The organism is Corynebacterium maris DSM 45190 (assembly GCF_000442645.1).
Lineage (GTDB): Bacteria > Actinomycetota > Actinomycetes > Mycobacteriales > Mycobacteriaceae > Corynebacterium > Corynebacterium maris.
The window spans coordinates 179,928-193,041 of record NC_021915.1 but is presented as its reverse complement, the minus strand read 5'-3'; the positions used below and the strand labels follow the sequence as shown (position 1 = coordinate 193,041).

At 68.4% G+C, this 13,114-nt stretch carries 14 protein-coding genes; 7 read left to right on the top strand and 7 right to left on the bottom strand.

All coding sequences use genetic code 11. The features are described 5' to 3' along the window. Positions 1–3 precede the first annotated feature (3 nt). The 3 genes from B841_RS00915 to B841_RS00905 all read left to right on the top strand — a co-directional run bounded on the left by B841_RS00915 (position 4) and on the right by B841_RS00905 (position 3,940). Complete coding sequence (locus B841_RS00915) at positions 4–615, top strand: sugar O-acetyltransferase (RefSeq protein ID WP_020933600.1); 612 nt, start codon at positions 4–6, stop codon at positions 613–615. Continuing rightward, complete coding sequence (gene hrpB, locus B841_RS00910; RefSeq protein WP_020933599.1) at positions 608–2,902, top strand: ATP-dependent helicase HrpB; 2,295 nt, start codon at positions 608–610, stop codon at positions 2,900–2,902. The genes B841_RS00915 and hrpB overlap by 8 nt, the downstream gene beginning before the upstream one ends. A 69-nt stretch (positions 2,903–2,971) precedes the next feature. Further along, complete coding sequence (locus B841_RS00905; protein ID WP_020933598.1) at positions 2,972–3,940, top strand: serine/threonine dehydratase; 969 nt, start codon at positions 2,972–2,974, stop codon at positions 3,938–3,940. A gap of 84 nt (positions 3,941–4,024) precedes the next feature. On the opposite strand, the gene B841_RS00900 is transcribed toward B841_RS00905, so the two are convergent. Then, complete coding sequence (locus B841_RS00900) at positions 4,025–4,231, bottom strand: hypothetical protein (protein ID WP_020933597.1); 207 nt, start codon at positions 4,229–4,231, stop codon at positions 4,025–4,027. Between the two features lie 272 nt (positions 4,232–4,503). On the opposite strand from B841_RS00900, the gene B841_RS00895 reads away from it, so the two are divergent. Beyond that, on the top strand, positions 4,504–5,568 hold the full coding sequence (locus tag B841_RS00895; protein WP_041631677.1) for an AbrB family transcriptional regulator: 1,065 nt from the start codon (positions 4,504–4,506) through the stop codon (positions 5,566–5,568). A 12-nt stretch (positions 5,569–5,580) separates the two neighbouring features. Here B841_RS00895 and B841_RS00890 read toward each other — a convergent pair whose 3' ends face one another. Together B841_RS00890 and B841_RS00885 are read right to left on the bottom strand one after the other, a co-directional pair. After that, entirely contained in the window at positions 5,581–5,922 is a 342-nt protein-coding gene (locus B841_RS00890; protein WP_020933595.1) for a YciI family protein, read from the bottom strand. After that, the gene (locus tag B841_RS00885; protein WP_084481943.1) at positions 5,922–7,607 is read right to left on the bottom strand and encodes a DUF885 domain-containing protein; all 1,686 of its coding nucleotides are present in this window, start codon (positions 7,605–7,607) and stop codon (positions 5,922–5,924) included. Before B841_RS00885 ends, B841_RS00890 begins: the two co-directional genes overlap by 1 nt. A 72-nt stretch (positions 7,608–7,679) precedes the next feature. Here B841_RS00885 and B841_RS00880 point away from each other — a divergent pair, with 72 nt between their 5' ends. Beyond that, positions 7,680–8,435: an NAD-dependent deacylase gene (locus tag B841_RS00880; protein WP_020933593.1), complete on the top strand. Its 756-nt coding sequence runs from the start codon at positions 7,680–7,682 to the stop codon at positions 8,433–8,435. Here B841_RS00880 and B841_RS00875 read toward each other — a convergent pair. The 3 genes from B841_RS00875 to B841_RS13240 all read right to left on the bottom strand — a co-directional run bounded on the left by B841_RS00875 (position 8,432) and on the right by B841_RS13240 (position 10,729). Beyond that, entirely contained in the window at positions 8,432–9,061 is a 630-nt protein-coding gene (locus tag B841_RS00875; RefSeq protein ID WP_020933592.1) for a TetR/AcrR family transcriptional regulator, read from the bottom strand. The two genes, B841_RS00880 and B841_RS00875, sit on opposite strands and share 4 nt — an antisense overlap. Before the next feature lie 127 nt (positions 9,062–9,188). Further along, positions 9,189–10,061: a YdcF family protein gene (locus tag B841_RS13245; protein ID WP_020933591.1), complete on the bottom strand. Its 873-nt coding sequence runs from the start codon at positions 10,059–10,061 to the stop codon at positions 9,189–9,191. Positions 10,062–10,189: 128 nt separating this feature from the next. Beyond that, on the bottom strand, positions 10,190–10,729 hold the full coding sequence (locus B841_RS13240) for a DUF6985 domain-containing protein (protein ID WP_020933590.1): 540 nt from the start codon (positions 10,727–10,729) through the stop codon (positions 10,190–10,192). Positions 10,730–11,172: 443 nt separating this feature from the next. On the opposite strand from B841_RS13240, the gene B841_RS00860 reads away from it, so the two are divergent. Together B841_RS00860 and B841_RS00855 are read left to right on the top strand one after the other, a co-directional pair. Further along, entirely contained in the window at positions 11,173–11,376 is a 204-nt protein-coding gene (locus tag B841_RS00860) for a cold-shock protein (RefSeq protein WP_020933589.1), read from the top strand. A 294-nt stretch (positions 11,377–11,670) separates the two neighbouring features. Next, positions 11,671–12,357, top strand: a complete 687-nt coding sequence (locus tag B841_RS00855) for an NAD(P)H-binding protein (RefSeq protein ID WP_020933588.1) — start codon at positions 11,671–11,673, stop codon at positions 12,355–12,357. Positions 12,358–12,379: 22 nt separating this feature from the next. On the opposite strand, the gene B841_RS00850 is transcribed toward B841_RS00855, so the two are convergent. Continuing rightward, complete coding sequence (locus B841_RS00850; RefSeq protein WP_020933587.1) at positions 12,380–13,078, bottom strand: hypothetical protein; 699 nt, start codon at positions 13,076–13,078, stop codon at positions 12,380–12,382. Between the last annotated feature and the right edge of the window lie 36 nt (positions 13,079–13,114).

Below are 13,114 nucleotides of genomic sequence, written 5' to 3'. Positions count from 1 at the left end.
GACATGTCTGATCCTAAGTACTCCACCTTTGAACGCATGAGCTCCGGGCAGTGGTATCTGCCCGGCTCCGAGGAGTTGGAGGCGATCCACACGCATACCCGGAAGCGGCTGCGGGAGTTCAACGCGCTGGGCAACCTCGACCTGGACCGCGCGGAGGCCCTATTGGGCGAGATCCTCGCCGACGGCTCCGCCGTGCCGGAGTGGTGGGCGCCGACGCAGGTGGAATACGGGCGCAACACCACCTTCGGCGAGGGGTGTTTCGTCAACGTCAACATGGTCATCCTCGACTGCGCGCCCGTCACCGTCGGCGCGCGGACCATGTTCGGCCCGAACTGCGAGCTGATCACCGTCGGGCACCCGGTCAACGACCTGCAGATGCGCCGCGACGGCTGGGAGCAGGCTCGTCCGATCACGATCGGCGAGGACTGCTGGTTCGGCTCGCGCGTCTCCGTCATGCCGGGCGTGCGCGTCGGCGATCGCTGCGTGGTGGGCGCCGGCGCAGTGATCACGAAAGACGTCCCCGACGACTCCCTGGTCATGGGCGTACCCGGCCGGGTCGTGCGCACCCTCAACCAGGAAGGCGACGCGCTGGAGCGCGAGGAACTCGATGTTTAACCTCCACGAGATCGGCGCGGGCCTGCCCGTCGCCGAGACCATCGATCAGCTGCCCGCACTCATCGAACAGACCGGCTCGCTGGTCGTCGAAGCCCCGCCCGGCACCGGCAAAACCACCCTCATCCCACCCGCCCTGCACAACCACACCGGCGGAAAAGTACTGGTCACCGCCCCGCGCCGGGTCGCGGTGCGCGCCGCCGCCCGCCGCCTGCGGCACCTGAGCGGCGCCCCGGAGCTGGTCGGGCACACCATCCGCGGCGAACACCGCGCCGGCAGCGCCGTCGAATTCGTCACCCCGGGCGTGCTGCTGCGCCGCCTGCTCACCGACCCGGAACTGACGGGCGTCTCGGCCGTCGCCGTCGACGAAGTCCACGAACGCCAACTCGACACCGACCTGGTGCTCGGCATGCTCATCGAACTCGGCCAACTACGCGACGACCTGCGCATCGTCGCCATGTCCGCCACCCTCGACGCGCGCCGCTACAGCGACCTGCTCGGCGGGGCGGAGATCTTGTCGACGCCCGCCGTCACCCACCCCCTGGAACACGAGTACTCCCCGCACGAGGGCCGCCTGTCCGGCAGCCGGGAGTTCTACGCCCACCTCGGCGCGCTGGCGCGCCGGGCCGTCGACAAGCGGGGTGAATCCGCCCTGGTCTTCGTGCCCGGCGTACGCGAAGTCGACCAGGTCGTGGCCGCCACCGGCGGGCTGCCGCTGCACGGGCGCCTCGACGCGAAAGACCAAGACGCCGCACTCAGTCCCAGCGATGAGCCGCGCATCGTGGTCTCCACCGCCGTCGCCGAATCCTCGCTGACCGTGCCCGGGGTACGCATCGTCGTCGACTCCGGCTTATCGCGCGTGCCGCGCCGCGACGCCGCGCGCGCCATGACCGGCCTGGTCACCGTCTCGGAAGCGAAATCCACCGCCGACCAACGCGCCGGCCGCGCCGGACGCGAAGGCCCCGGGCTGGTCATCCGCGCCTACAGCGAATCCGACTACCGCCACTTGAGCACGCACATCACCCCGGAGATCGCCACCAGCGACCTCACCGACGCCGCCCTGACCATGGCGTGCTGGGGCACCCCGCGCGGGGAAGACCTCCCGCTGCTGGATACACCCCCTTCCGCCGCCATCGCCGACGCCGAGGCCACCTTGTACGAGATCGGCGCCGTCGACGACGACGGGCACGCCACCGACCACGGCCGACGCCTGGCGACACTGCCCGTCGACCCGCGCCTGGGCACCGCCCTGCTGCGCCACGGCCGGCGCGCCGCCCCCATCGTCGCCGTGCTCGCCGACAGCCCGCGCGGGGACGTCAGCCGCGCGCGCCCCGACCAGCGCCAGGTGAAACGCCTGGAAAAGATGACCGTGGACAAGGGCCCGTGCACCCCCGGCGAGATCGTCGCCGCGGCCTTCCCGTCGCAGGTCGCACGCCAAGAAAAACCCGGCGAATACCTGCTCGCCTCCGGCACCCGCGCCCGCCTGCCCGAAGACTTAGGCCTGACCGGTTCCGAATGGCTCGCCGTCGCCGAAGTCTCGCGCACCGGCCAGCGCGCCACCATCCGCGCCGGGGCACGCCTCAGCGAAGAACAAGCCCTGTCCGCCGTCGGCGTCACCGACACCCTGGAAGCCAGCCTGGTCGCCGGCAAGATCCGCGGGCGCAAGGTGCGCCGCGCCGGGGCCATCGAGTTGTCCTCCACGCCGGTGAAGGTGCCGCGGGAGCAAGCCGCCGAGGCCCTGCGCGCGACGGTCACCCCGGAGATGTTCACCTACTCGGACAAGGCCCGGTCGCTGAAGGAGCGGCTGGATTTCCTGCACGCCCGCCTCGGCGCGCCCTGGCCGGACACGGCCGCCGCCGACCTGACCCCGGAGCTGCGCCTGTTGGCCCAGGGCACGCCGATCGGCAAGATCGACATGTACCCGGCCATGCAGCGGCTGCTGCCCTGGCCGGAGGCGGCGAAGATGGACGAGCTGGCCCCGCAGCGGCTCAGCGTGCCCAGCGGCTCGAACCCCCGGATCTCCTATGCGGAGGGCCGGCCCGTGACGCGGGTGAAATTACAGGAATGCTTCGGCCTGGCCACCTCCCCGGAGTGCGCGGGCGTGCGCGTGCAATTCCACCTGCTCTCCCCCGCCGGCCGACCGCTGGCGGTCACCGATGACCTGGCGAGCTTCTGGTCCGGCCCCTACCAGGACGTGCGCAAGGAGATGCGCGGGCGCTACCCCAAGCACCCGTGGCCGGAAGATCCGTGGACCGCGCAGGCCACCGCACGGACCAAGCGGCGCAGCTGAGCGGGACCGGTCGGCGCAGGAGGGTTATTCTCGACGAGAACCCTGCCCCATGCCTGACAAAGGAACGCGATGACACTCCTGGAGCACCACGACGTCGAGCAGGCCGCCCGCCGTATCACCGGACGGGTTCGGCCGGTGACGATCACGCCCGCGCAGCCGACAACCACGGCCGACGGCACCCCTTATGAGCTGTTCTTTGCGTTGGAGTTCATGCAGCATACGGGCTCTTTCAAGGCCCGGGGCGCGCAGAGCTTCCTGCAGGCGCACCTGGAGTCCGGATCGCTGCCCGACGCCGGAGTGACCATCGCCTCCGGCGGCAACGCCGGCCTGGCGTGCGCGTGGGCCGCCGGTGAACAGAACGTCCCGGCCACGGTCTTTCTCCCGGAGACCGCCCCAGCGGTCAAGGTCGACCGGTTGCGCGGCTACGGCGCACGGGTGGAACTGGTCGGCCAAGAATACGCCGAGGCGGCCGCCGCGTGCGACCGCTTCGCCGCCGAGAGCGGGGCGCTGGTCTCCCACGCCTACGACCACCCGTTGATCGCGGCCGGGGCCGGCACCGTGCTGCCGGAGATCCTCACCCGGGTCCCGGACCTGGACACGGTGGTCGTCTCCGTGGGCGGCGGCGGGTTATTCAGCGGAGTCACCGCGGCCGCTACCCGGCACGGCGTGCGCGTCGTCGCCGTCGAACCGGAACATTGTCGCGCCCTGCACGCGGGGTTGGCGGCGGGGCAACCGGTGGACGTGGCGGTCGACTCGGTGGCGGCGGATTCACTCGGCGCCCGGCGCGCCTCCGCGATGGCCGTGGCCGCCGCACGCTCCGAGCACGTCGATGCGGTGTTGGTGGCCGACGCCGACATCATCCGGGCCCGACGAGAACTCTGGGAGGAGCACCGGCTGGCGGTGGAGTACGCCGCCGGCGCCGCCCTGGCCGGGGTTCGCGCAGCGTCCGCCTATGTTCCCTCCCCCGGCGAGAAGGTGGCCGTCATCCTGTGCGGCGCCAACACGGACGTCGCCGATCTGGCGGCGGGACGCCCCTGACCCCGATCCCGCTCATGCAAAAAGAGGGAGGAAAATTTCCTCCCTCTGTCAGTTCAGCGGCTGCTGCGGCCGTCGTCCTCGCCCTCAGGCGAGGGCCGGCACCAGCTCGTGGAGCTGGAAGCCCTCCGGAAGGTTCCGGATGTTCGCCGCCGCGGCGGCCAGCAGCGGAAGGTCCTCTGCCTCCGCGTACACGTTGATGTCTTCGGCGCCCGCCATGCGGGCGGTCTCTACGACGTCTCCTAGGACTTCGTCGACCGTGTCAGAGTTCACGCCATGCAGTGTGATGTTCATGTTTGCCAATCTAAGCACCAGTACTGGGAATGCGCTGGCAAACAAGATGGGCGTCCCGTATAACCGGGCCGCGCGGCGCTGCCGGAAGCCCCCGCCGCGCCTTCCCCACCCGGCGACAGACCCTCCTAGCTGGGCATATCCCGGCGAACGAGGGGTGAATCTCTGTCAGACAACGACCGGATAACGATTCAAACACTGCTGAATATATAAACTTTTGCGTATATGTCACACCTTTCCCCGAGCACACGGCCGACGGCTACAGTTACCTGTCGATGACAATGACAACCGCAGTGCGCTGGCTGATCGTGGTGCCCGTGTCCCTCGGGCTGGGCTGGATCATGTCCTACTTCCACGTCCCCGCCGCCTGGATCCTGGCGGCGATCATCGGCGCCGGAGCCATGGCCTTATTGACGCGGGAAGAGCTGGAGGTCAACCGGCACTTCTACCAGTTCAGCCGCGGCATCATCGGCATCCTCGCCGCCGTGCCCTTAGTCGGCGTCCCGCTCGGCGATCTCATCCGCCTGCTGCCGCCCGGCCTGGCCGTCGCCGCCGTATCCATCGCCGTCACCTTCGTCGCGGGGTGGGCGCTGGCGCGCTCCCGACCGGAGATCGACCAGGCCACCGGCGTCATGTCGATGCTGGCCGGCGGGGCCTCGATGATGCCCGCCATCGCCCAAGACGTCGGCGCTGACGTCCGCTACGTCTCGCTGACGCAGTACCTGCGGCTGCTCACCGTCTCCGCGACGCTGCCGTTGGTCGCCGGACTCCTGACCTCCCCCGCCGGCGCCGGTGCGGCCGCCGCCGGCCAGGAACAGGACAGCTGGTGGATGATCGGCGCCGTCATCCTGGTGGCCCTGCTCGGCGACCCCATCGCCCGACTGCTGCGCATCCCGGTGCCCAGTGTCTTCGGCCCCCTGCTGCTCACGGTGGCCATCTCCCTGCTGCTGCCGGAGGGCTACACCATGGCCCCGCCCGCGGCACTGCAGATCCTGTCGTTCCTCGCCATCGGCTGGGTGTGCGGCGGCATGCTGTCGGTGCCCACCCTGAAGGTCTTTTCCCGGCAGTTGCCGATGACGTTCATGTTCATCTTCCTGATGATGGGCGCCTGCGCCTTGGTGGCCTGGCCACTGACCGCGTGGCTGGACATCACCTACTTCGAGGCGTACCTGGCCACCAGTCCGGGCGCGCTGGAGACGGTGTTGGCCCTGGGCGCCGAAGGCGGCGCCGGGCCGGAGGTCATCGCCATCCAGCTGGTGCGGATGGTGATGGTGTTGCTGGTCGCCGGGTGGCTGCCGCAGATCCTGCGGTTATTCACCCGCCGGGGAGATGACCGCTGACCTGAGCGGGAGTCAGTGCGCGCGCACCGGACGCAAGGCCACGGACTTTCCGCAGGCGTCGGCGGCGCGCACCGCCAGTGCCTGGGCCTGGGTGCGGGTGGCCGCCTCGACGATCCAGAAGCCGTCCACCTGATCGGCCGCGGGGTGCAGGGGGCCGTCACCGAGCTGGCCGCCGGCGCTGGTGTAAACCGCCGTCTCCGGGGCGTCGAGCTCACCGGAGTAGACGAGCTGTCCGGCGTCGACCAGCGACTGCTCGAAGGCCGCCACCTTCCGGTCCGCCTCCTGCGGGGAATGGTCCCCGCCTGCGGCATGGTCCCCCGGGGCGAGGTAGACCGACAGCAGGTAATGGGCCATCAGTCGAGCACCTCGTCGCGCAACACCGACATCGGCACGCTGCCCAGGCGCAACGCGTTGGCGTGGAATTCCCGCGCCGTCTGCCCCTGCGCCAGCGCCTCCTCGCGGGCCTGCAGCCACAGCCGCTGGCCCAACGCGTACGACGGGGCCTGCCCCGGCCACCCGAGGTAGCGCTCGAGCTCGAAGTGCAGGTTCACGTCGTCCATGGCGGTGTTCTCCCGCAGGAAGGACTTCGCGTACGAGCCGTCCCACACCCCGGTGCCCTCCGGGGTCTTCTTGCACAGGTGCACGCCGATGTCGAGGACCACGCGCGCCAGCCGCAGGCGCTGCGAATCCAGATAGCCCAGGTACGTGCCCGGGTCCTCGTGGTAGCCGAGCTCCTTCATCAGGGTCTCCGCATACAGCGCCCAACCTTCGCCGTGGCCGGAGTTCCAGCAGGCCAGCCGGCGCCACAGGTTGAGGTTGTCACGCTCGGCGATCGCCTGCCCCAGCTGCAGGTGGTGCCCCGGCACGCCTTCGTGGAAGACGGTGGTCAACTCCTGCCAGGTGTGGAAATTCTCCTGGCCGGCGGGCACGGACCACCACATGCGGCCCGGGCGCGAGAAGTCATCCGAGGGCGGGGTGTAGAAGATCGAGCCCGACCCGGCCGGGTCGATGCGTGCCTCGAGGGTGCGCACCGGCTCCGGGATGTGGAACTCCGTGCCGTGCAGGTCCGCGATGGTCTGATCCGCGACGCCCTGCATCCACTCCACCAGCGCGTCCGTGCCCTTCAGGGTGTAGCGCTCGTCCTGGTTGAGCTTGCGGTAGGCCGCCCGCACGGAGACCTCCGGGCCGTAGAGATCGGCGACGACCCGCTTCTGCTCCTGGATGACGGTGCGCAGCTCGTGCAGTCCCCATTCATAGGCCTCGTCCAAGTCGACGACGTCGCCGACGAAGTGGTGGCTGAACAGTTCGTAGCGCTCGCGGCCGACGGAGTCCTCGTACGGGGCCTGGGGCGCGATCTCCGTGGACAGCCAGTCCGCCATCTCGGCGAAGGCGTCCTTGGCGCGTTCGACTTCAGCGACGTCCGCATCCAGCCCGACGCCGTCCAGCACCGAACCGGAGTCCGACAGCTCCTCGCACTGGGAGATGACCGCCTCCACCTGCCGGTGCGCGGCGACCATCCCGTGGCCGGCGGCCTCGGCCAGCGACTCCCGGTAACCGGCCAGCGCGGCCGGCACCTGGGACATCCGCGAACGGATGTTGTCCAGCTGCTCCGCGGTGTCCGTGGGCATCAGCGCGAAAGAATCGCGGATGATCTGGACCGGGGACTCGATGTTGTTCAACAGCCGCAGGTACTCGCCCCGGTGATGCAGGTCGGCCTCGATGCGCAGACGGTCGCGCAACACGGCGGCGGTGACGTGGTCGACGTCGTCGAAGTCGTCGTCGTCATCGGAATCATCGGTGCCGTCGTTGAGCGCGTCGACGTCCGCGATCATCTCGCGGGTGCGTTCGGCGATGGACTCCCAATAGTCCGGGGAGAAATCCTGCAGTTGCCCGTCGTAGCCTGCGATGCCCCAGCTGGTGGCGTCCGTCGGCGAGAGCGCGGCAAGATCGTAGACGTAACCCTCGCACGTGGCGTCCAAAAGGGACGGGGTGCGTGATTGAGACATATTCTCGTCAGACACGAGAGGCTCTTGACTCATGACTCGCTATCCTAACCACCGAAACGATCGATTTTCCACCCGACAAGCTACACCCCCGCTACGCTGGAAACCATGGTCAATGTTCCAGAGCAAGCCCTGCGCTTGGTGCGTGACGCGGCCCGCGTCGAAGTGTTCACCGGCGCGGGAATGTCGGCAGACTCCGGGATCGCGACGTATCGGGACGCCCAGACCGGCCTGTGGGAAAACGTGGATCCGCAGGCGATGGCGTCGATCGACGCGTGGGCGCGGGATCCGGAGCCTATGTATGCATGGTACCTGTGGCGACGCTCCCTGGTGGCCCAGGCGCACCCCAACGCCGGCCATGCGGCGCTGGCGGACTGGGCCGCAGTCGACGGCGTGGACGTCACGGTGACCACCCAAAACATTGATGACCTGCACGAACGGGCCGGTTCCCCGGACGTGGCCCACCTGCACGGATCGCTCTTCGATTTCCGCTGCTCCATCTGTTCCCGCCCCTGGCGCGGGCAGGTGCCGCAGCTGGACGAGCCCGTCGCGAGCCTGACGCCGCCGACGTGCCCGGTGTGCGGCAACCTCGTGCGCCCCGGCGTGGTGTGGTTCGGGGAGCCGCTGCCCGGCAAAGAATGGGACCTCGCCGAACAGCGCATGCAGGAGGCCGATCTGGTGGTGATCGTGGGTACCTCGGGCGTGGTGCAACCGGCCGCCTCGCTGCCGCTGCTCGCCCGCGAGGCGGGCACCCCCATCATCGAGGTGTCCCCGCAGCGCAGCGACCTGACCCCCGTGGCCACCGTCTTCGTCGAAGGCACCGCCGCGCAGGCGCTTCCGCAGCTTGTCGACGCGGCCGGTTAGGCCTCCATCCCGCGCCACACCAGGTCGAAGGCGTCCTCGCAGCGGGCGATCACGTCGGGCTCGTAGTTGCTGACCCCGCGCGTGATCACCTGGTAGTAGAAGATGCCGTTGAGGGCGTCCAGGGCGGCTTCGATGTTCAGGTCGGCCCGCAGCAGACCGCGGTCAATGCCGGACTGCAGGGCCTTCGCCTCCGCTTGCCGACGCTTGCTGACGTGCTTGTGCCAGTAGGCCATCTGCACGTCCCGGTCGATCATCACGATCTCCACGCGCTTGCGGAACCGACGCTGGGTGTACGCCTCCCGCGCCTGATCCGAGCGGTCGAAGAGGATGTTTTTCATCACTTCTTTGGGGTCGCCGGAGACGTCCACCTCATAGGCGGGGCGGCCAATGTCGAGCGCCTCCGCGATCAACAGGGTGACCGACGACCAGCGACGGTAGATCGCCGCCCGCGACACGCCACTCTCCTTGACCAGCGCGTTGATGGTGACGGGCTTTTCTGCGTCAATCAGCCGCAGCGCGGCGTCGATGACTTTCTGCCTGTACTCCCGCTCCCGCGGCCGCCCAGGCCCGGCCGGCACCTGATCGGGTTCCTCGTGCGGGTTAAACCGGCGTACCGGCTCACTCATTGGGTCATCGTCCTTCCTGCTGACTGAGTCGATGGCCTCGACACCGTGCATGACGCAACACTGAGGCCGTACTCACCAGGTCATCCTACGCCTGGCGCGGGGGCTCGACGACCGCATGAGGCCCAGTTCAGCCGAGGTACCACGTCAGCACGTCGAGGTAGGTCCCGCGCAGCCCCGGAAGGGTGGTCGGCGGATCGTTGGGCGCGCCGACGCCGGCCACCCGGGCGTCCGGCCCGAAGGCGAGGGTGAAATCCACGACGGCGCGGTGGACGTGATCTCGCGACGTCACCACGATCACTTCCGTGGCCTCAGGCAACAGCTCCCGGGTGAACCGCGCGTTGCTCACCGTGGAGAAAGACCGATCCTCCACCAGGATGCGTTCTTCCGCCACCACCTCTTCCACCAGCCAGTCCCGCATGGCATGGGCCTCGACGTACCCGCCCACAAGCGGTCCGCCGGAGACCACGATCGGGGCGTCGGGGCGCTGCTTCGCCAACTGCGCGGCCGCAGCGAGGCGATTTTTAAGATTCGGATGCACGGACCCGTCCGGATTCAATCCGTTGCCCAACACCACGATCGGCGCCTGCGCAGACACCGTCTCCGGCGGCGCGACGTCCCCGTGCAGGGCCGCCAACGCCGCGGTGACCTGCGCGCGCCGTGGTTCATCCAACACGGCCAACGCTGCCTGCCGGGCGGCGGCGTCATCCCCGTAGTCTGCGGCAAAGACCGCGGCGCTCAACAGGTCCGCTGCGCTCGCGCCGTCCGGGTCGAGCGACGCCAGCGTCAGATCAGCCGGAAAGCGGTACTCCCCGTAGCCCGGGAGGTCGACCACGATCTCCTCGTCCGTGAGCTCCTCGAAGACAGAAGACAGCGAGGAACCGCCGAGGCTCGAAGAGGACGACGAAGCCCAGGGCGCCGCCTGGACCGGGGTGACTACGGAGGGAAGAAGAACGGTCGCCGCCACGGCGGCGAGCACAACACGGGGCATGAAGGTACGCACGGGCAGACTCCTGAAGGTGGGCGCGACCGGACAATGAGATTCAGTCTAGGGGCTGTGCCCCGGTGAATCATCGAAAATGCGGCGCGCACTATGCGCGCGCATAGCCAGACCAGCCAGTCTTCGGTGACTCAGCTGTAGTCGGGGACGCGGAACAGTCCATCACCCGAGGCGTCCCGATCGCCCTCGCCCCACTCCAGAAGCCCGTCGGACGGACCGACCTTGGTGATCTCGGCGCCGTTGCGGAACACGATGCTCAGCCCGTGTTCCTCCTCCCAGTCGCATTCGCACTCCAGGATGAGGTGCCAGGGAGAGTCCTCGTCGTAACCAGGCTCGACCATGGGGTCATCACCGAGCTGGATGTGGCTCCACACCTGGGCGGGTTCGGCGATCTTGGGCATCCACTCCATGGTGTATTCGTCGTCCTCTACCGCTGCGTAGAAGTCCCGGTAGTAGGCGAAAGCCGCGTCAGTGGCGGCATTCAAGGCGTCTGTCGGCAGGGCCCGGAAGTTATTGATGCAAGTCGCGATCTTGTCGTTGTGCCGCTCGTCGTAGTCGAAGACGATGAAAGAGACGTCCTTGCCCAATAGGGGAACGGACAGCTTCGGGGTGATCTGCTCGCCGTAGTCGTCGAGGGTCAATGCGCCGACGCCGGGGATGTGCTCTGCCATGATCGGTGGCCTTTCGTTGATGAGTGGGGCGGGTTCGGAACGATTACGCTGAACGCTCCGGCATTGTCGACGAAGACGCCGCGTCAACGGACGGGTCAATAAGTACCACGGCGCCCGGCCCGTGGACGCCCGAGACGGGAACATAATTTCGCCCTCGCCATGGCAGCCACTCCCCTTTCCCGGACTTGAGCGCGCTTATTCCCGCCCTGGAATCTGCCGGACTATCGCTCAGCCCTAACCTGTGGCATACTGAGCACTGGTCGCGGTTTCTGTGCGCAGTGTTTAAGCGCTCGCAAGAGATGTACAACGCGAGCGCTCGGTTTTCTTCACCCATGCAGTCACTGCAGAGGTTGACGGTCGCCGAGAGTTTCAAACGACCCGGGCGCTTCAGTGAATCATGCTGACGCACGTAGCATCACCTCACCAGGAATTAGGTAATACATATGGCACAGGGAACTGTGAAGTGGTTCAACGGCGAAAAGGGCTTCGGCTTCATCGAGCCTTCCGACGGATCCGCTGACGTTTTCGTCCACTACTCCGAGATCCAGGGCAGCGGCTTCCGCAACCTGGACGAGGGCCAGCAGGTCGAATTCGAGACCGGCATGGGCGCCAAGGGCCCCCAGGCTCAGCAGGTTCGCCCGCTCTAAGCCGACCGCTTGGCAAAGAATAACCGCCTCACCTTCGGGTGCGGCGGTTTTCGCGTTCCCGAGCCACTTAGTTTCAGAGGGGCGCTGCCACGTTGTCCCGGCCGGAAGGGCTGCCGATGAGCCGGCCACTCCTGGTTCGTGTCACACGTCACCGGCACCTGTTCACCGCTGAGAGACCCACCCGTCCTTCGAATCTTCCGTACCGTGGGGCACGGAAGCCGCCGCCCGCGTCGATTCCCTCGCTGCGGCGGCGGAGACAAAAAGCGTCACATGCGGCGCGGAAGGAGAACAGACATGGCAGACAATAAACGTGTGGTCATCATCGGCGGGCACGGCAAGGTCGCCCTGCTCGCGGCCCCGAAGTTCCGGGACGCCGGGTACAGCGTCGACTCGATCATCCGCAACCCCGACCAGAAGTCCGACATTGAGGAACGTGGCGCCAACCCGGTGTTGCTCGACATTGAAAAAGCCACGGTGGACGAGCTGCGCGAGGCGTTCCAGGGCGCGGCCGCGGTGGTGTTCGCCGCCGGCGCCGGCGGCGGTGACCCGGAGCGCACCCACGCGGTGGATTACGAGGCCGCGGTGCGTTCCATCGACGCCGCAGAGCAGGCGGGCGTCCAGCGTTACGTGATGGTTTCTTACGTCACCGCCGACATCGACGTCGATCGCCTGGATCAGGACGAGTCGATGTATCCCTACGCCAAGGCCAAGCACGACGCCGACGCGCATCTGCGCGCCTCTGGTCTCGAGCACACGATCCTCGGCCCCGGGGTGCTCACCCTGGAGCCCGCGAGCGGGCGCATCCAGCTGGTGGACCGCGAAGGCAAGATCGACGGCAACGAGCCGGGCGAAGGCGAGTCGGACACCTCCCGTGAAAACGTCGCCGAGGTGATGGTCCACGCGGTGGCCCACGACGCCGGGGTCGGCGAGAAGATCAACTTCTACGACGGCGAGACCCCGATCACCGAGGCGGTCAAGTAGCCCCGACGCCCGTCGGTCCGCGTCAGCGGCCGGCGATCTTCTCCACTTGGGCACCGGCCAAGTCGATCAGCACCTGGTCGTCGAGCGTGGCCGGGGCGGTGAGGTAGAAGTACACGCCGTCGACGTCGCCGGCGATGACGGTGCTCTCCTCGGCGACGGCGTCATCGGCGAGCTGCACACGCGCCGCGGTCACCGCGTCCGCGCCCGGAAGCTCCAGGCCCATGGGTTGGGCGTGGTACGTCAAGGCCAGATCGACGCCTTCGACGGCGCTTTCCCGGGTGAACGTCGCGCACTCGCTGAGATCCGCCGGGGCGCGGGTCAGGTCGGCGTCGGTGGTGGCCATCGCGGTGATCGCGGTGCCTTCGGCGTCGGTGAAGTCCGTCCCGGCCGTGGTCGCCGGGTCCTGCCCGATGTGGGTGAGGATGTCCACCGCGGTCGGCAGCAGCCCCGCGCACTGGGCCGGGGCGGTGGCGGTGGCGCCGGTCAGCTCCGCCATCATCGCCAGCAGCTCGGCATTGGCCTCCGGGTCACCCTCAGCCAAGGTGGCGCCCAAGTCGGTGTAGGTGAACCCGGCCGGGGCATCGTCGGCGGCGAGGATCACCTCGGCGGGCACCACCGTCTCCGCCGCCGGGGCGGCTTCCTCGGCGGGGGCGTCGGCGCAGGCGCTGAGCCCCAGCAGCAGGACCCCTGTCACCGCAGTCAACGTGAGTGTTTTCGTCATGGGCGGGGTGGTCTCTTTTCTGGAAGCGGGCCGCGC

Excerpts from the sequence above, each read along its gene's own strand:
- B841_RS00895 (WP_041631677.1), top strand. The coding sequence starts at position 4,504 with ATGACAATGACAACCGCAGTGCGCTGGCTGATCGTGGTGCCCGTGTCC.
- B841_RS00880 (WP_020933593.1), top strand. The coding sequence starts at position 7,680 with ATGGTCAATGTTCCAGAGCAAGCCCTGCGCTTGGTGCGTGACGCGGCC.
- B841_RS13240 (WP_020933590.1), bottom strand. The coding sequence starts at position 10,729 with ATGGCAGAGCACATCCCCGGCGTCGGCGCATTGACCCTCGACGACTAC.
- B841_RS00875 (WP_020933592.1), bottom strand. The coding sequence starts at position 9,061 with ATGAGTGAGCCGGTACGCCGGTTTAACCCGCACGAGGAACCCGATCAG.
- B841_RS00915 (WP_020933600.1), top strand. The coding sequence starts at position 4 with ATGTCTGATCCTAAGTACTCCACCTTTGAACGCATGAGCTCCGGGCAG.
- B841_RS00855 (WP_020933588.1), top strand. The coding sequence starts at position 11,671 with ATGGCAGACAATAAACGTGTGGTCATCATCGGCGGGCACGGCAAGGTC.
- B841_RS00900 (WP_020933597.1), bottom strand. The coding sequence starts at position 4,231 with ATGAACATCACACTGCATGGCGTGAACTCTGACACGGTCGACGAAGTC.
- B841_RS00885 (WP_084481943.1), bottom strand. The coding sequence starts at position 7,607 with ATGAGTCAAGAGCCTCTCGTGTCTGACGAGAATATGTCTCAATCACGC.
- B841_RS00860 (WP_020933589.1), top strand. The coding sequence starts at position 11,173 with ATGGCACAGGGAACTGTGAAGTGGTTCAACGGCGAAAAGGGCTTCGGC.
- B841_RS00850 (WP_020933587.1), bottom strand. The coding sequence starts at position 13,078 with ATGACGAAAACACTCACGTTGACTGCGGTGACAGGGGTCCTGCTGCTG.
- B841_RS00905 (WP_020933598.1), top strand. The coding sequence starts at position 2,972 with ATGACACTCCTGGAGCACCACGACGTCGAGCAGGCCGCCCGCCGTATC.
- B841_RS00890 (WP_020933595.1), bottom strand. The coding sequence starts at position 5,922 with ATGGCCCATTACCTGCTGTCGGTCTACCTCGCCCCGGGGGACCATGCC.
- hrpB (WP_020933599.1), top strand. The coding sequence starts at position 608 with ATGTTTAACCTCCACGAGATCGGCGCGGGCCTGCCCGTCGCCGAGACC.